Source organism: Halobacillus faecis (assembly GCF_007991335.1).
Lineage (GTDB): Bacteria > Bacillota > Bacilli > Bacillales > Halobacillaceae > Halobacillus > Halobacillus faecis.
Window position 1 is genome coordinate 147086 of record NZ_BJYD01000012.1, and the last position, 14711, is coordinate 161796.

A 14711-nucleotide genomic window follows, 5' to 3' on the forward strand; every position below is an offset into this window, starting at 1 on the left:
GTTATTCCCTTTGTTCCATCGATCCATTATCTTCAATTAAACGAAGAAATAAATATCAAAAATTAGATAGATCGAATGAATTGAGAATAAATCAATGGAAAAAGAATTCATACATAATCTAAATGAAGGGGGCGGACAATCCATGAGGAATACAGGACAAGTTTTCGTGTTGATCTTTTTGCTTACTTTTCTAACGGCATGCGTGGAAGGGGACCTGAAACTGAAGATCAATAAGGATGGAAGCGGTGACCATACGATTACGGCAGGGGTTGAAGAAGAAGCTTTAAGTCGCTTCGGAGACCGGGCTGAAAATATGATGGATGGTGTTTCTGAAGAGCTTGAGTCAAAAGGTTACGATGTGGAACCTTATGAGAAAAATGACTTCATTGGATTTAGGGCGAAAAAGAGCTTTGATGATGTACAGGAGATGGAGATTCTTCCGGTCTCCGGCGGGATGACAGAAATAGGTGTTGCGCCTGCAATTGGCAATGTTCCAGTCGAAATGACGACAGAAGGTGGCATTTTTACAACGACTTACAGAGTGGAGGCAGCGCTCGACCTTTCAAATTCAGGTGTCATCGGGGGCATGCAGTCACTTGTCGCGGATCAGATGGATCTTACGTTCACCCTTGATCTTCCTATAAAACCGAAGTCACATAACGCTGACCGTGTGGACGGGAATGTATTGCAATGGGACATCCGGGCAGCCGGTGAAACGAACATGATGGTGGAGATGGTTGTTCCGAACGTGAAGAATATCATAATTGCAGGTGTAGCTGCAGTAGTTGTGTTCGTTTTGCTTTTCTTCCTCATTCGAAACCGCCGCCGTAAATAGAAAAACTCCCGTATTAACGGGAGTTTTTTTGTGCTTGTTCATACTCTTGTTTTCTATTTTTCATGGATTCGTATAAGTTCACAACGGGTAGCGGGTAGTCTTCTCCCAAAATAATACCGTACTGCTGTTGCTCGAGCATCCCCATCTCTCTAGGTTGGTGGACCCATGGGGCAGGAAGTTCCTTTAATTCAGGGAGCCAGTAGCGCAAATAGGATCCATCCGGATCATAGTCGTGTGCCTGCTTTTCTACGTTGAATGCTCGGAAGGGCACAGCGTCATTTCCAACGCCTGCAATATAAAGCCAGTTTCCATAGTTGCTGGCTACATCGTAATCAACCAGTTGTGACTCAAACCAGGCGGCCCCGATGCGCCAGTCCAGCCCAAGGTTTTTTGTGAAGAAGCTTGCCACATTCTGGCGGGCACGGTTGGACATAAATCCTGTTTGCTTCAATTCCCTCATGGCAGCGTCAACGAGAGGATAGCCTGTCATCCCATCTATCCAACGGCGCAGGAGTTCTTGGTCGTCATGCCAGGGAATGCGGTTTCCTTTGAGTCCTTCAGGATAAAAGATCCGATCGCCATATTTACGATGCACCAGATGAAAATAATCGCGCCATAACAGTTCAAAATAAAGCATGTACGTGGATTCATTTTTTCCATATTTCTTTTCATAAGTGCGAATCTGGTCAAGGACGACCTTTGGGGATAGACATCCGTTCGCAAGGTAGGGAGAGAATTTAGATGAGTCATCTTCCTTCAGCATCCCGTTCCTCGTCTCCTTATACACCTTCAGCCGGTCTGCTTTAAAAATATAATGAAGCAGACGCTCTTTAGCTTTAGACGAACCTCCCGGATAACGCGGCGGCCGCACCAACTCCTTTAAACCAAGCTCCTGTAAAGTAGGAAGATCACCTTCAGGAAAATCCGTCGGCAAATTCACCCCTTTGACTGATGAAGGGATGGATATTTCTGTAAGACCTGGTGCGCCATTTTTCTCCAATACCTTGCGAAACTGTGAAAAGGTATCTGGGAGTTCGCTGATGTTGAATGGGAGGTCTTCCGGAGGATAAAGATTATGGCCGTGATCGATGGTGAAGGTGGTGTGCGTAAGGCGTTCACGGACCTTTCCCTCAACGGTTCGTTCTTCACTGCCGATTTCTTCATGCAGGAAGACCTCTTGTATATGGAACCGGTCCGATATGGATGTAAATACTTCTTCAGGAGAACCATGTCTCACGAGAAGGGGAACGCCTAATCGATTTAGGTTCTGTCGTAAATCTTCCACACTCTCCCGTATGAATTGAGCCCGATGGTTACCGGTTTTAGGAAATCCGTAGGACAGCGTTTTGTAGGCTGCTTGATCAAACACATAAAGGCCGAGAACCGGAAGCCCACGTGAAGAGGCGCGTAACAGGGGGAAATGGTCGTGCACCCGCAAATCATTTCGGAACCAGACAATGATGCAAGAATCCATGCGATGGCCTCCTTTTTAGCCTAGTTTACCCTCTTGGTGTGGGAGCAATAAACTTTCAATCGGCTGATCCCCTGTTGAAGCGTTTTAGAATAGGACACTGAAAAGGAGAAGACTGCTTGTATACCGCTGATTAACAGAGTGAAAAAAGAGGAAACAAGTTACATGTCTAACATGGGGAATTCAATTTCCTTAATGGACCAGCTTTACTTTCCGTTGTCACTCACTTCCCCGCTGAGGTACTTGAAGAGTTTGTAAAAGTTTAAGTTATCGCTTTCCTTTATTCGACAAGAACGGTTATAGTAAACATAGATATGAGCAGCGGTAGACGGTACCTTCATAGAATTCCCTCACACCCCGGCGTCTACACTGAGAGCCCGCAGCAAAACATTCATGGAGGGTACACAATGTTTAATTGGTTTAAGAAAAAAAGGAAGGGATCGATGACCATCATCATCACAGTATTGTCTCTTACCATTATTGGGGCTTGTACTGTAGGAACTGACGAAGCGGAAGCGAAAAGTTGGGAGAGTGAGATGAATCAGACGAAGGACTTGAAGTTCTCCCCAGAGGCGACCGTACGCCTGTATATTCAATTGTGCAAAGAGGAGAAGGAATGGATTCCTTTTTCAGATGCTTTAGAAAAGATTGATGCTTTAAGTAAAGTGGAAGCGATGGATCTTTACTTGGAAAGCTACTACAAAAAAGTGAATCCGAGAGATATTCGTGATATCGTCAATGGCGTATATGGCATTGACCTTGAGGCAGTGTCTGAACTTGGCGCCGGCAAGCAGACAAGCACCTATCCTGATGAAGTGCTTGGCATGGTGAGACAAGCACTTGATGAAGAGGTCAGTGATGAGGCCATCTCCAAAATGGAAAAAGTAGAAGTGATGGACTTATATTGGGAGGCCTTCGATGGAGAAATGTCTGGCGATGACATCCGGAAGATGATTAACGCCATCTTTGGCATCAATTTAGCAGGCATATCCGGGCTTGAAGGCACAGGAGTTGCGCTTTTCTCAAAAGAACAGTGGATTTCCCATTATAAGAATGATTTGTTTGTTGTCCATACAGGAGCGGATGATGTAGACGTGTGGGTTTATCCGACGGATCACTTCAAGAAGCAGACGGGTTTGGAAGGGAACCCTCGTGAATTGGAAGTAGCCCTGTCCGCTTTGGGTTTTGAATATAGTGAAGAGAAAGAAGCGCTCTACTATGCTAATCCTACAGGGGAGTCTGTGCCTGACAACTTCAAAGGGCAGACACTTGGGACGATCATCGGTGTCATCAAGGAAAATTATGAGGGTTTGAATTAAATCCAAAAACTCTGCGTCCGTCGGCGCAGAGTTTTTTCGTCCATGCCACTGATGTTCTAATGTTTAGGGAAATGAAATTCCAGGAACCTCTATTTGTAGAGTGACCTTTCATAAATCCCTATCAGTAAAAAAAGACAGTGCTTGCTTATGCTCTCACAGAGCATAAGCAAGCACCTTTTTATTTTTTTAGGATATCCACAAAATGGGAAACGATTCTTGCTGTCATTCCCCAGATCACTTTATCGCCGTATATATAAAAGTATTCCTCAAGTTGACGCGTCCGCCAGTTGTATTCTTCCCCACCCGGAATCAGATCGAAGGGGAAATTTGCTTCCGGCTGGGCTTCGAAGTGGACGTAATGGATGCGCGGTCCATTTTCCATAAAGAAGGAAAGTGGCACCGTAAACACCTCGCGGACCTCATCGGGATTACGCACAAGTTCATCTTCGGTCACATCTAAATACCCTGCAAACGTGTAAACGATCATGCCGAAAGGAGAAATCAGGTAGTCGAGCGGATGGACTTCTGTAAATTGTCCTGACTTGACGCCTAATTCTTCTTCGGTCTCCCGGATGGCGGCTTGTTTTGCAGAAGGATCTTCAGGATCAATTTTCCCACCTGGAAAACAAATTTCACCCGGTTGTCTTCTCAGCTGATGCGAGCGCACTTCAAAAACGACATGAAGCTCATTGTTTTTCTCGATGATCGGTAAAAGGACAGCGAACTTACGGAACTGTTCGTGTCCGAGAACAGAGGGGGTGTGTTTTTTCACTGTCTCAAAAATGGTTTTAGCGTCCATAGTTTTCACCTCGTCCTTTTACTATACCAGAACATTCTTCGGAATAGAAAAGAGGCACTCATCAGAGTGCCTCTTTCATAATTTTTTTGTAATAAAGAACAGACAGTAGTCCGAAAATCGAATAGAAAGCGGCGTAGAGACCCATGACGATCAGCATCGGTGTCCATAGTTCGGTTCCGAAAAAGAACCAGCCCGACTTGACGGCGAAGTAGCTGTGCAGGAGACCGATCAGTAATGGAATGCCGAAATTGAGCAACTGCTTTCCTTGAATCCCTCGCAGGAGGTCGCCGCGGGTGAAACCGAGTTTTCTAAGAATCGTATAGCTCCCTTTTTCGTCTTCACCTTCGTCCATCTGCTTGAAATAGAGCACGCAGCCGGAGGTAATCAGGAAGTTGAGACCGAGGAAGCCGACGATGAACATGACAAGCTCCATGTTTTTTTTGGTGACATCGCACTGTGCCACTGGGACCCATTGTCTCTTCCTTCATCCAGTACTGTAGTAAAAATATTTTGACCATTCCGTCAAATCCTCTTTAAAAAAGATGAGGATGGGCGTACAATGGATACTAATATTCAAAGACCACCATAGAAAAGGAGTCATGAAAATGTCATTGAACATCGTCGAAGCAACCCATAAAAAAGCTAAACCAGAAAGTGAAAAGATTCCTTTTGGACGCACCTTCACAGATCATATGTTAGTGATGGACTATGAAGAAAATAAAGGCTGGCACGAACCACGGATCGTTCCATATGAACCGCTGACGCTCGATCCGGCTGCGATGATTTTTCATTATGGACAAACCGTTTTTGAAGGATTGAAAGCATATCGCACGGATGATGGACGCGTGCTTCTTTTCCGCCCCGAGAAAAACTTTGAGCGACTGAACTTGTCGAGTGACCGTTTGAGCATTCCTCCGGTCGATGAACGAGAAGTGCTCGGTTACTTGAAAGAGTTGGTCCAACTCGAAAAAAACTGGGTGCCTTCTTATGAAGGAACGTCGCTTTACATACGACCATTTATTATTGCGACAGAACCGAGCCTTGCGGTGGCTCCGTCCAAATCATATAAACTGATGATTATCTTATCACCAGTTGGTCCCTATTTTTCAGGCGGCGTCAAACCGGTAACCATAAACGTAGAAGACAAATTCACCCGCGCTGTCAAAGGTGGAACAGGCATGGCGAAAACCGCCGGCAACTACTCTTCTGGTTATCAGGCACAAGCGAAAGCCGTAGAAGAAGGGAACAACGATGTCCTATGGCTCGATGGCGTAGAGAAACGCTACATTGAAGAAGTCGGAAGCATGAATATCTTTTTCAAAATCAATGGAGAAATCGTGACTCCAGCCTTGAGTGGAAGCATCCTGCAGGGGATTACGCGTACATCAATCCTTGAGCTTCTACGTAAATGGGAGATTCCTGTGTCTGAGCGCCGTATTTCAATTGATGAACTGTACCAGGCCTATGAAGACGGCAAGCTCGAAGAAGCCTTCGGAACAGGCACCGCAGCCGTCATTTCGCCCGTTGGTGAATTTAACTGGCTCGGCAAGAAGATGGTCATCAATGACCACGAAATCGGCGCCCTGTCCCAAGAGCTTTATGATACGATCACAGGAATTCAGCGGGGAAGAAAAGAAGACAGTTATGGTTGGACAGTGGAAGTATAAAAGGAAAGCCTCAGGTGTTAGTGCCTGAGGTTTTTTTAATGTTTATTCGTTTCCTGAATCAAGCAATTCATCAGGAACATCAGGACAAAGTAAAGGAAAAAAACGATCGCAAGACTCACAAACCAATCAAAACTCTTATTCAGCAAAGGACTAATGGTGATGATGACGAGAAGAAAAATAAACCGGGCGATGTCTTTTTTCTTTTTCCATTGCGTGGACATCGTATCCCTCCTTTTCTTCCTTCTAACCGAAGATCGCTATCCTTAACCCTTTAAATCTAAAGGGGTTGAGACAATCAAAAGAGAATAAAAATAGAAACACCCATATGAAATTGTTCATAAGAAAAACCGCCCATGCCGGGCGGTTTTTCTTATGAAGCTTTGACCGCTTCTTTCAGTTGTACTTTTTCAAGTTCGCCGAGTACCTGCTTTTCTTCTTCTTCTGAAAGGGGCAGGAGGGGAAGACGAACCCCACCGACCTCCACACCTTTAGCATTCAGAGCCGCTTTAACTGGGGACGGGCTTGGTGCAGAGAAGATGGCATGCATGACAGGAACAAGTTTTTGATGAAGACGGGCGGCATAAGCAAAATCGCCTTCACGGAAACTTTGGATCATCTGCTGCATCTCATTTCCAATGACATGGGAGGAGACGGAGACGATTCCTGTACCTCCAATAGATACGAATGGAAGCGTGTTGGAGTCCTCACCACTGTAAACAGAAAAATCATCGGACGTTTCACGGATGATTTCCGTCGCCGCATCGAGATCGCCGCTTGCTTCCTTGATTGAAACGATATTATTGATTTGAGACAAACGGATGACGGTTTCAGGATCCAAGTTGATGACGCTTCTGCCCGGAATGTTGTAAAGCATCACGGGAAGCGATGTAGATTTGGCAATCGTAGAGAAGTGCTGGTAAAGGCCTTCTTGAGTTGGTTTATTGTAATAAGGAGTCACGAGCATGACAGCGTCCACACCAGCTTCCTCCGCTTTTTTAGTCAAGCTAATGGACGCTCTTGTGTTGTTGGAACCGGTACCCGCAATGACAGGAACTCTTTTGTCAACAACTTCGACAACGAACTTGTAAAGTCTCACTTTCTCTTCTGTCGTCAATGTCGGTGATTCACCTGTTGTTCCTGCAATGACCAGGCCATCCGATCCGTTTTCGATCAAGTGGTTGACTAACGCTCGTGTTGCATCAAAGTCAATGTTCTCTTCGCGGTCAAAAGGGGTCACCATCGCTGTTAATACTTGGCCGAAATTCATAACCTCACACCTTTGCTTAGAATTTAGAATACATCCGAGGTAGTGAGGGCCATACGGCAGTCAAAATAAAAACGGCAACAACGAGGGCGTCGCTGCTGCCGTAGAAACTTTTAACCGTTCCTGCGTAAGATAGCCCTCCATATAGTTTCCTATATGACAGTCCTGTACTTCTTCAGCAGCAGAACCAGCATCAGGGAGATGAGATCCCTTTCGCTTCGGCAAATTCCCCTTTCCACCTGCATCTCAGGAGCTCATTCTCCTCCGACAAGTGTACTCATGTCATTGCACCTCTATCCTTACTTCAAAATCATTTGAAATAAGAAAATATTTAGTTAGTTAAAGATTATCAAAAAAGTCTCCGTCTTACAAGTGGGAAGACAAGGGAACAAGCGATTCGACAATATCTCTCAGATTCTTATCTTAAGCAATCTGGAAGTTTTACACCAAGGGTAGCTTTTAAGGGAAGGTTGTAGAAATCGGTCTCGGGGCGGATGGAGAATCATTCTGTGGCACATCGTTGAGGTCCCCGGCCTTTTATACAATAGAATTAACCAATAACAAACGAAGGTGTGATTCGAATGGCTGTCAATGAAATGGCGTTGCAACACTCAGAAACGGAAACGAAAGAGATTCCCTCCATATTTAAGAATCGAAACTTTTTGCTGCTTTGGGGAGCGGCACTTTTATCAAGTTTTGGTATTTCTTTTTTCCTTTTTTCACAAAGCTGGTATGTCGTTAATGTCTTAGGTTTAGAGGCTTCTCTTGGGATGCTGTATATCGCCGTAAGTATACCGAGGGTGCTATTCATGATTATCAGTGGAACGGTTGCAGATCGCTTCGATAAAGCGAAAATCATGTTTTTGTCTGATTTCATCCGTGGGCTACTCCTGATCGGTCTTGTCGTTTGGTTTATGTTTGGTGGGATTACGTTATGGACATTTGTGACGTTCGCCTTTTTCTTTGGCATTTTGGATGCTTTTTTCTGGGCAGCAGAAAGTGCCATTATTCCTTCCATCATTCATAAAGATCATCTGACCAGAGGGAATTCGATGATTCAGATGACCAACCAGACCTCGTTCATACTCGCTCCTATGCTTGCCGGAGTCATCATTGCCTTTGGAAACTATGAAATTGTGTTTGCCACCACCGCGGTTATGCTCATTGTGGCAAGTGCTTTGATTTTCTTTATGCGTGTACCCAAAGTGAAAGAAGAATCCGAGGAACAGAAAAGGTTTTGGGTTGATTTTAAGGAAGGACTGCTTTACGTGAAGAACTCGCGTGTCATTTCCCTTGTCGTTTTGACGACAATTTTTATGAACCTCTTTTTGGTTGGACCTTTAACGATGGGCCTCCCGTTATTTGTGAAGACCATTTTAGAAGGAACAGCCATGGATTTTAGCTTTCTTGAAGCTGGTTTGGCTGTGGGGATGCTGTTTGGTTCTATAGTGGTTGGTGTGTTGAATGTGAAAAAGAACCGCGGAAAAATTGGTATTCTGGCATTAGTCATTGCAGGAATGGCTTTTACAGGGCTCAGCTTCACAACAGAACTGTGGATGAGCATTTTATGCCTTGGCATCTTCGGGTTTGCCTTATCGGGTTCCAACATTCCATTCATTGCCGCTATTCAAAGTTTAATTGAAGAGAAGATGCTGGGAAGGGTAATGGGACTCATATCGCTCGCTTCCATGGGACTGATCCCTGTCAGCTATGCCCTAACTTCAGGAGTTTTAGCTTTCGGCGTATCCATCCATCACATCATGGCTGTTGGTGCCATACTAGTGACATTGTATTCTATGTTTATTTTCTTCAGGTTTAGAGAGCTGAGAGAAATCGAGTAAAAAAATTAGGAGTATCGAAAGGATAGACTTCAGGGAACGCATCCTATTTCCGATAAAAGAAGAAAGGAAAAATACGGTAGAAGAGCGTTCTCATGAAAAGTCTAAAAAAAGGATTCTCATTTCTTTTTCAGTAGTGATTATGTTGACGGTTATATTAAGCGGCTTCAATTTTTTTGCTACAAAATATACGAATGATCGTACAAAGGATATGGTGGATCACCAACTCCCTTTGCTTATTGCTGATGAAAAACTAGCTTTGAACCTTTCTCAGCGAATCGCACTGACAAGAGCTTACGTACTTTTTGAAGATGAAAGTTACCGGGAGCAGTTTAATGAATATACACGAGAAAGCGTAGAGATTCAGGATAAGCTTCTGAGTATGTCCAATTCCGAAGAAGCAGCGCGTCTGGTGGAAGAAAGCAATCAATGGGGACAGATGGTTCAAAATGAAGTCTTTAACCGTTTTGACAATGGCAACGTGGAAGCAGCCCTTCAAGCAATGAGGGAGGAAGTTACCCCTCTTGGTCAAGGAGTTATGGAAGGGTTTGAAAACATGGCTTTGCAACGTGAACAAATGATGGAGGAAGAAGGACAAAACATCCTGCAAGCTGGTCATACAATGATGGTGATCGGCAGCATCATATCCGTCGTATCCATCGTCATAGGAATTATTTTTGCGCTGGTCATCGCGAATCGCATTACAAATCCGATAAAAAAAGTAGTGGAGCGGATGAAACAGATTTCAGAAGGAGACGTCAGTAGAGGGCCGGTTCATGTGAAATCAAAGGACGAAATCGGCCAGCTGGCCGATGCGACGAACGACATGCAGCGTTCTCTGAATGAAGTCATCCAGTGCGTTTCTTTCACTTCAAACAGAGTTTCCGGGCAAAGTGAAGCCTTGACTCAGTCAGCGTATGAAGTGAGAGAAGGGAGTGATCAAATTGCCTCAACGATGCAAGAGTTATCTTCAGGGGCAGAATCACAGGCGGATGGAGCTACCCATCTTTCTGATCAAATGCGCACGTTTGGTGAAAAAATTCAGGAAGCGAATGCCAATGGCGAGTCGATTTCAGGAACATCGACTGAGGTCCTTGCTATGACGGATAGAGGACGGGTATCCATGCAGCTTGCTGTTGCACAAATGCGTGCCATTGACAGGATTGTTAAGGAATCCACTGAAAAAGTAAAAGGATTGGATCTTCAATCAAAAGAAATTTCCAAACTTGTCCGAGTCATTGAAGACATTGCCGATCAGACGAACCTGTTATCTTTAAATGCAGCCATTGAAGCAGCCCGGGCTGGAGAGCATGGCAAAGGGTTCGCTGTCGTTGCAGATGAAGTAAGGAAGCTTGCTGAACAGGTTACGAATTCTGTTGGTGATATTACTGAGATCGTAGAAGGTATTCAAAAAGAAACTGGAAATGTCGTTACTTCTCTGGAAGCAGGCAACAGTGAAGTCGACCAAGGTTCAAAACAGATGGAAGAGACAAGAGCTACTTTTGATGAGATTAAGGACTCTGTTTCAGAAATGGTCGCCAAAATTCAAACCATTTCTGCACACTTGAAAGAAATTGCTGAGAACAGCATGCAGATGAACCACTCCATCGAGGAAATTGCTTCCATTACAGAAGAGTCTGCCGCAGGTGTCGAACAGGCCGCTGCCTCCGCCCAACAGTCGAATAGTTCTATGGAAGAAGTGTCACAAACGGCTGAAGACTTATCGAACCTTGCTGAGCAATTAAACGAACAAGTCCGCCGCTTCAAGCTATAAATACAGAAACCTCGCTCATGAAAAAGGGCGAGGTTTTTTTCACGTGCATCTAGGTTTTTAGGGGAACGACAGCCGATGGAAAGCGAGGTGCCCCAAACGCACCTCTTTCTAGTGAGTATTTCTGAGTAGGATTAGCGGGATTTTTTGTACCAACCTTTTTCTTTGAATCTAGATATGGCTTCAATGCGGTTGGTGACTTCTAATTTTTCTAAAATGACAGAAACATAGTTACGAACCGTCCCAGGAGTGATGAATAGCTCTTGAGAGATGTCTTTGGTATTTTTCCCATCGGCCATCAGTTGAATTACCTCACGCTCTCGTTCAGTTAAAGGGTTTTGCTGTGTGAATGCCAGGTCGACGAGTTCTGGGTCAAAGATCCGCTGTCCGTTGGTAATTTTCCGAATGGCTGTGGCTAGTTCTTCACTCGGGCTGTCTTTCAATAAATATCCGCTGACACCAGCCCGGCGGGCGCGGTCGAAGTATCCGGGACGGGCGAACGTTGTCAAAATAATCACCTTGCACGGCTCTTCATATAATTCTTCAGCGGCATCCAGGCCATCCTTCACAGGCATCTCTATATCCATGATGCAAACATCTGGTTTCAATTTTTTCACAAGCGCACAAGCTTCTTCACCGTTTTGAGCCTGGCCTACAACCTCCATGCCGTCCTCTAAATCGAGAAGAGCTCCAAGCGCGCCTAAAAGCATGCGCTGGTCTTCGGCAATAACGATCCGAATCATATTTATTCCTCCTCTTCTTTGTTTTTGATCACGTTTGGAATATGAAATTGTAGGAGCGTTCCATTTTTTGATTCAATTTCAAGCTTGCCATTCACAAATTCGAGACGCTCACGCATCCCTTGTAATCCGTTGCCACGAAAAGGGTCCAATGTGTCGGGGATCCCTTTGCCATCATCTTCAATACTGATAAGAATCTCAGTAGGGGATTGGTCAATGGTCACACGACAGGTCTTTGCTTCGCTGTGTTTTACAATGTTCGTCGCTGCTTCTTTCAAACACATGCTGAGCACATTTTCTACGAGCAGTGGAGTGTTGGTGATATGGGGATCGCCTTCGAATTGAAAATTCATTTCTGCCGCTTCAATAATTTGCTGGACACGGACAATTTCATCTTCGAGCTTCGTCCCTTTCATATTCGATACCATCTCCCTGACTTCCTTCAAAGCGGTCCGGGCTGTGTTGCGGATATCTTCCACTTCTTTGTTGGCCTTTTCCGGATGGGCCGTCATGAGCTTGCGGGCAAGATCACTTTTTAGCCCGATCATCGAAAGTTTTTGTCCAAGTGTATCATGGAGGTCACGCGCAATCCTTTCGCGTTCTTCAATGACCATTAGTTGCGAAATTCGTTCATTCGCATCTTCCAATTCTCCTTCCAGTTTTTGTTGTTGGTTTCGATAACGCACCGTGAATGGAAGAAGGATCACTCCGATTACCGTGATGATAATGAAAGGAAGGTTCGGAAAAAGAGAATCAATTTGGTAAATGAATGTCGTTGTAATTGCAATCAACGTTGAGGTCAAATGGACAATATATAGAGATAAAAAGCCACCTAGATGTTTGATGTTTCCAATGAAATAGGCGATAAAAAGCGCGAAATAAATGTATCCGAACAGAGCGGTCATAACAATACTGATGACCATCTCGACACTGACCCACAAATAGACGAATCGGCTGTTGGATATGAACGAAAGCCTGTAAGCGAGGAAGAAGATCAGTGTCATCAGGATGCCGAAAAGCATTTCGTACATAGATGAAGAGCGGAAGATGAAGAAAAAGGGCAATAAACAAAAGATAATCCAGACATATATACTGAGCCCTGTATTTTTCGGAATGATTTGATACCAGTTCTGCACGTGGATGCACCTCCTTTTTTTAAGCATAAAGGAAAAGCCCATTCGAGGGAATGGACTTTCAACTTCTTTATTTATCCTGGAAGCTTGGCTGCCTTTGATTGAGCATAGCTAGGCGCTTTTTCTTCAGCAGTGATTTCACTTCTTTGAAGGATACGAATGTTTTATTTTCTGTATCATAGAGCCGGAACCGAATGGATTCAAGACTTGTGGCCAGAGTAATCGTTGTCGCGTGTTTTAAAGGTGGTGTCTTCTCGTGGGCTTCTTCCAACGCATAGTTCGGAACCCTAGGGGCTAGGTGGTGAACATGGTGGAAGCCGATATTTCCAGATACCCACTGAAGCACTTTAGGAAGCTTGTAATAGGAGCTGCCATCGACGGCTGCTTTTACAAAATCCCATTCGGACTCGTCTTCAAAGTAAGAATCTTCAAATTGGTGCTGTACGTAGAACAGCCAGATGCCCAGGGCGCCCGAAACATACAGGACCGGAATTTGAATAATTAAGAAAGCTTCCCAGCCAATGGCCCAGATAATCAGGCTGTACAGCGCAAAAACAGCGATATTAGTTACATACGTATTGATGCGCTCTTTCTTTTTGGCGCCTTTACGATTGAAACGGTTGGAGACAAGGAACAAGTAAAGTGGACCTAAGCCAAACATGACGATGGGGTTACGATAAAGGCGATAGGCAAGTCTTTCTTTCCACGATGCTTCGATATACTCGTCCACGGTCATGACCCAAATGTCACCCGTGCCGCGTTTATCTAAATTTCCGCTTGTTGCATGGTGGATCGAGTGGCTTCGTTTCCACTTATCAAAAGGAAACAACGTCAGAATACCTGTAATCGTTCCTATGATGCGGTTGGCCTTTTGACTTTTCAAGAACGACTGGTGTGTACAATCATGGAAAATGATGAAAAGACGGATGACAAACCCACCAGCAATCATAGCGACTGGAACAGCAAGCCATACAGAGACGGACAGACTCGCATAGGCTAATACCCACAATAAAACGAACGGGATGACTGTATTGATCAACTGGCGGATGCCTGCTTTTGTATCAGGTTTCGCAAAGGCTGAAACGCTTTTCTTCAGCTCTCGTTGTTTATCCTTGTTCATAATAACGACTCCTTCATAATTCTTCATGCTACTTATGATAGGAAAAACCCCATCATTTTATAAGGCATAAACGTCAGGACATTTATATGACACTTGTCATGGGTGTTTGTCTATTCTTAGGAGATGAACATGGAAATGAAGGGTGGAGGATAATGAAAGAAGTTGGTTCCTCGCTTCCTTTTAAATCGAGAAGGTTGTTAAGATAGCGCTTACAATGTGATATAATGGAAGTGTGAATCGACACTCTATTAATGGAGGGTTACCCTATGACCAAACGAATACTCGTTGCATACGATGGGAGTGACTTGAGTAGAGAAGCGGTTATGGAAGCAAGGAATCAGGCTTGTGAAACTGCCAATAGGGAAATTCATATCGTATCTGTCGTGAAACCTACAGGTCCAGCAACAAATGCTGCGGTCTCCCATAGTATAGGGGACGAAATGGCAGAGAACCTGCGTTCAGAAATGGATGTGTTGAAAGAGCAGATGGCTTCATCGGATGTAGGTGTCATTACAGAAGTGATCATCAGTGAGGTACAAGAAAACCCTGGTATTGGTATTTGTAAATATGCGGAGGAGCAAGCCGTGGATCTGATTATCGTCGGGAACCGCGGACTTGGGAGAGTGAAGAAAATGTTATTGGGGAGTGTGAGCAATAACATTGTCCAGCATGCAAACTGCCCCGTATTAGTCATGAAATAGTGGAAAACTATAAGAAAGCCTGAAAGTACTCCTTTCAGGCTTTCTTTTTTATG

Annotated in this window: 13 protein-coding genes, 1 pseudogene and 1 riboswitch; of the genes and pseudogenes, 6 read left to right on the top strand and 8 right to left on the bottom strand. The window is 44.5% G+C overall.

Annotated elements, in window-relative coordinates:
• Window positions 1-142: 142 nt before the first annotated feature.
• On the top strand, window positions 143-835 hold the full coding sequence (locus HFA01_RS07205; RefSeq protein ID WP_167506190.1) for an LppM family (lipo)protein: 693 nt from the start codon (window positions 143-145) through the stop codon (window positions 833-835).
• Window positions 836-848: 13 nt separating this feature from the next.
• On the opposite strand, the gene HFA01_RS07210 is transcribed toward HFA01_RS07205, so the two are convergent.
• Window positions 849-2309: a DASH family cryptochrome gene (locus HFA01_RS07210; protein WP_146814686.1), complete on the bottom strand. Its 1461-nt coding sequence runs from the start codon at window positions 2307-2309 to the stop codon at window positions 849-851.
• A gap of 404 nt (window positions 2310-2713) precedes the next feature.
• Between HFA01_RS07210 and HFA01_RS07215 the strand changes: the two genes are divergently transcribed.
• On the top strand, window positions 2714-3625 hold the full coding sequence (locus HFA01_RS07215) for a hypothetical protein (protein ID WP_146814688.1): 912 nt from the start codon (window positions 2714-2716) through the stop codon (window positions 3623-3625).
• Between the two features lie 178 nt (window positions 3626-3803).
• Here HFA01_RS07215 and HFA01_RS07220 read toward each other — a convergent pair whose 3' ends face one another.
• A complete protein-coding gene (locus tag HFA01_RS07220) occupies window positions 3804-4424 on the bottom strand; it encodes an NUDIX hydrolase (RefSeq protein WP_146814690.1) in 621 nt (206 codons plus the stop codon).
• Between the two features lie 61 nt (window positions 4425-4485).
• Window positions 4486-4866 (bottom strand): annotated as a pseudogene (locus HFA01_RS07225) (bacitracin ABC transporter permease); the annotation flags it as partial.
• 157 nt (window positions 4867-5023) lie between these two features.
• Between HFA01_RS07225 and HFA01_RS07230 the strand changes: the two are divergent.
• The gene (locus tag HFA01_RS07230) at window positions 5024-6091 is read left to right on the top strand and encodes a branched-chain amino acid aminotransferase (protein ID WP_371860314.1); all 1068 of its coding nucleotides are present in this window, start codon (window positions 5024-5026) and stop codon (window positions 6089-6091) included.
• A gap of 35 nt (window positions 6092-6126) precedes the next feature.
• Here the strand turns inward: HFA01_RS07230 and HFA01_RS07235 are convergent, their stop codons facing one another.
• Window positions 6127-6312, bottom strand: a complete 186-nt coding sequence (locus HFA01_RS07235) for a hypothetical protein (RefSeq protein WP_146814694.1) — start codon at window positions 6310-6312, stop codon at window positions 6127-6129.
• Window positions 6313-6461: 149 nt separating this feature from the next.
• Window positions 6462-7358, bottom strand: coding sequence for a 4-hydroxy-tetrahydrodipicolinate synthase (gene dapA, locus HFA01_RS07240; RefSeq protein ID WP_146814696.1), 897 nt, complete (start codon window positions 7356-7358; stop codon window positions 6462-6464).
• 122 nt (window positions 7359-7480) lie between these two features.
• Window positions 7481-7659, bottom strand: a riboswitch (Lysine riboswitch).
• A gap of 277 nt (window positions 7660-7936) precedes the next feature.
• On the opposite strand from dapA, the gene HFA01_RS07245 reads away from it, so the two are divergent.
• Together HFA01_RS07245 and HFA01_RS07250 are read left to right on the top strand one after the other, a co-directional pair.
• Window positions 7937-9196: an MFS transporter gene (locus tag HFA01_RS07245; protein WP_146814699.1), complete on the top strand. Its 1260-nt coding sequence runs from the start codon at window positions 7937-7939 to the stop codon at window positions 9194-9196.
• 142 nt (window positions 9197-9338) lie between these two features.
• Window positions 9339-10967, top strand: coding sequence for a methyl-accepting chemotaxis protein (locus HFA01_RS07250; RefSeq protein WP_167506192.1), 1629 nt, complete (start codon window positions 9339-9341; stop codon window positions 10965-10967).
• 131 nt (window positions 10968-11098) lie between these two features.
• Here HFA01_RS07250 and HFA01_RS07255 read toward each other — a convergent pair whose 3' ends face one another.
• The 3 genes from HFA01_RS07255 to desA form a co-directional block, all read right to left on the bottom strand.
• On the bottom strand, window positions 11099-11707 hold the full coding sequence (locus tag HFA01_RS07255; protein ID WP_146814703.1) for a response regulator transcription factor: 609 nt from the start codon (window positions 11705-11707) through the stop codon (window positions 11099-11101).
• A 2-nt stretch (window positions 11708-11709) separates the two neighbouring features.
• Complete coding sequence (locus HFA01_RS07260) at window positions 11710-12840, bottom strand: sensor histidine kinase (RefSeq protein WP_146814705.1); 1131 nt, start codon at window positions 12838-12840, stop codon at window positions 11710-11712.
• Window positions 12841-12907: 67 nt separating this feature from the next.
• Entirely contained in the window at window positions 12908-13957 is a 1050-nt protein-coding gene (gene desA, locus HFA01_RS07265; protein WP_146814707.1) for a Delta(5) desaturase DesA, read from the bottom strand.
• 266 nt (window positions 13958-14223) lie between these two features.
• Between desA and HFA01_RS07270 the strand changes: the two genes are divergently transcribed.
• Complete coding sequence (locus HFA01_RS07270) at window positions 14224-14658, top strand: universal stress protein (protein ID WP_146814709.1); 435 nt, start codon at window positions 14224-14226, stop codon at window positions 14656-14658.
• Window positions 14659-14711: the final 53 nt, after the last annotated feature.

Coding starts and splice junctions, on each gene's coding strand:
- dapA (WP_146814696.1), bottom strand. CDS start 7,358: ATGAATTTCGGCCAAGTATTAACAGCGATGGTGACCCCTTTTGACCGC.
- HFA01_RS07210 (WP_146814686.1), bottom strand. CDS start 2,309: ATGGATTCTTGCATCATTGTCTGGTTCCGAAATGATTTGCGGGTGCAC.
- HFA01_RS07235 (WP_146814694.1), bottom strand. CDS start 6,312: ATGTCCACGCAATGGAAAAAGAAAAAAGACATCGCCCGGTTTATTTTT.
- HFA01_RS07270 (WP_146814709.1), top strand. CDS start 14,224: ATGACCAAACGAATACTCGTTGCATACGATGGGAGTGACTTGAGTAGA.
- desA (WP_146814707.1), bottom strand. CDS start 13,957: ATGAACAAGGATAAACAACGAGAGCTGAAGAAAAGCGTTTCAGCCTTT.
- HFA01_RS07245 (WP_146814699.1), top strand. CDS start 7,937: ATGGCTGTCAATGAAATGGCGTTGCAACACTCAGAAACGGAAACGAAA.
- HFA01_RS07220 (WP_146814690.1), bottom strand. CDS start 4,424: ATGGACGCTAAAACCATTTTTGAGACAGTGAAAAAACACACCCCCTCT.
- HFA01_RS07215 (WP_146814688.1), top strand. CDS start 2,714: ATGTTTAATTGGTTTAAGAAAAAAAGGAAGGGATCGATGACCATCATC.
- HFA01_RS07255 (WP_146814703.1), bottom strand. CDS start 11,707: ATGATTCGGATCGTTATTGCCGAAGACCAGCGCATGCTTTTAGGCGCG.
- HFA01_RS07230 (WP_371860314.1), top strand. CDS start 5,024: ATGAAAATGTCATTGAACATCGTCGAAGCAACCCATAAAAAAGCTAAA.
- HFA01_RS07205 (WP_167506190.1), top strand. CDS start 143: ATGAGGAATACAGGACAAGTTTTCGTGTTGATCTTTTTGCTTACTTTT.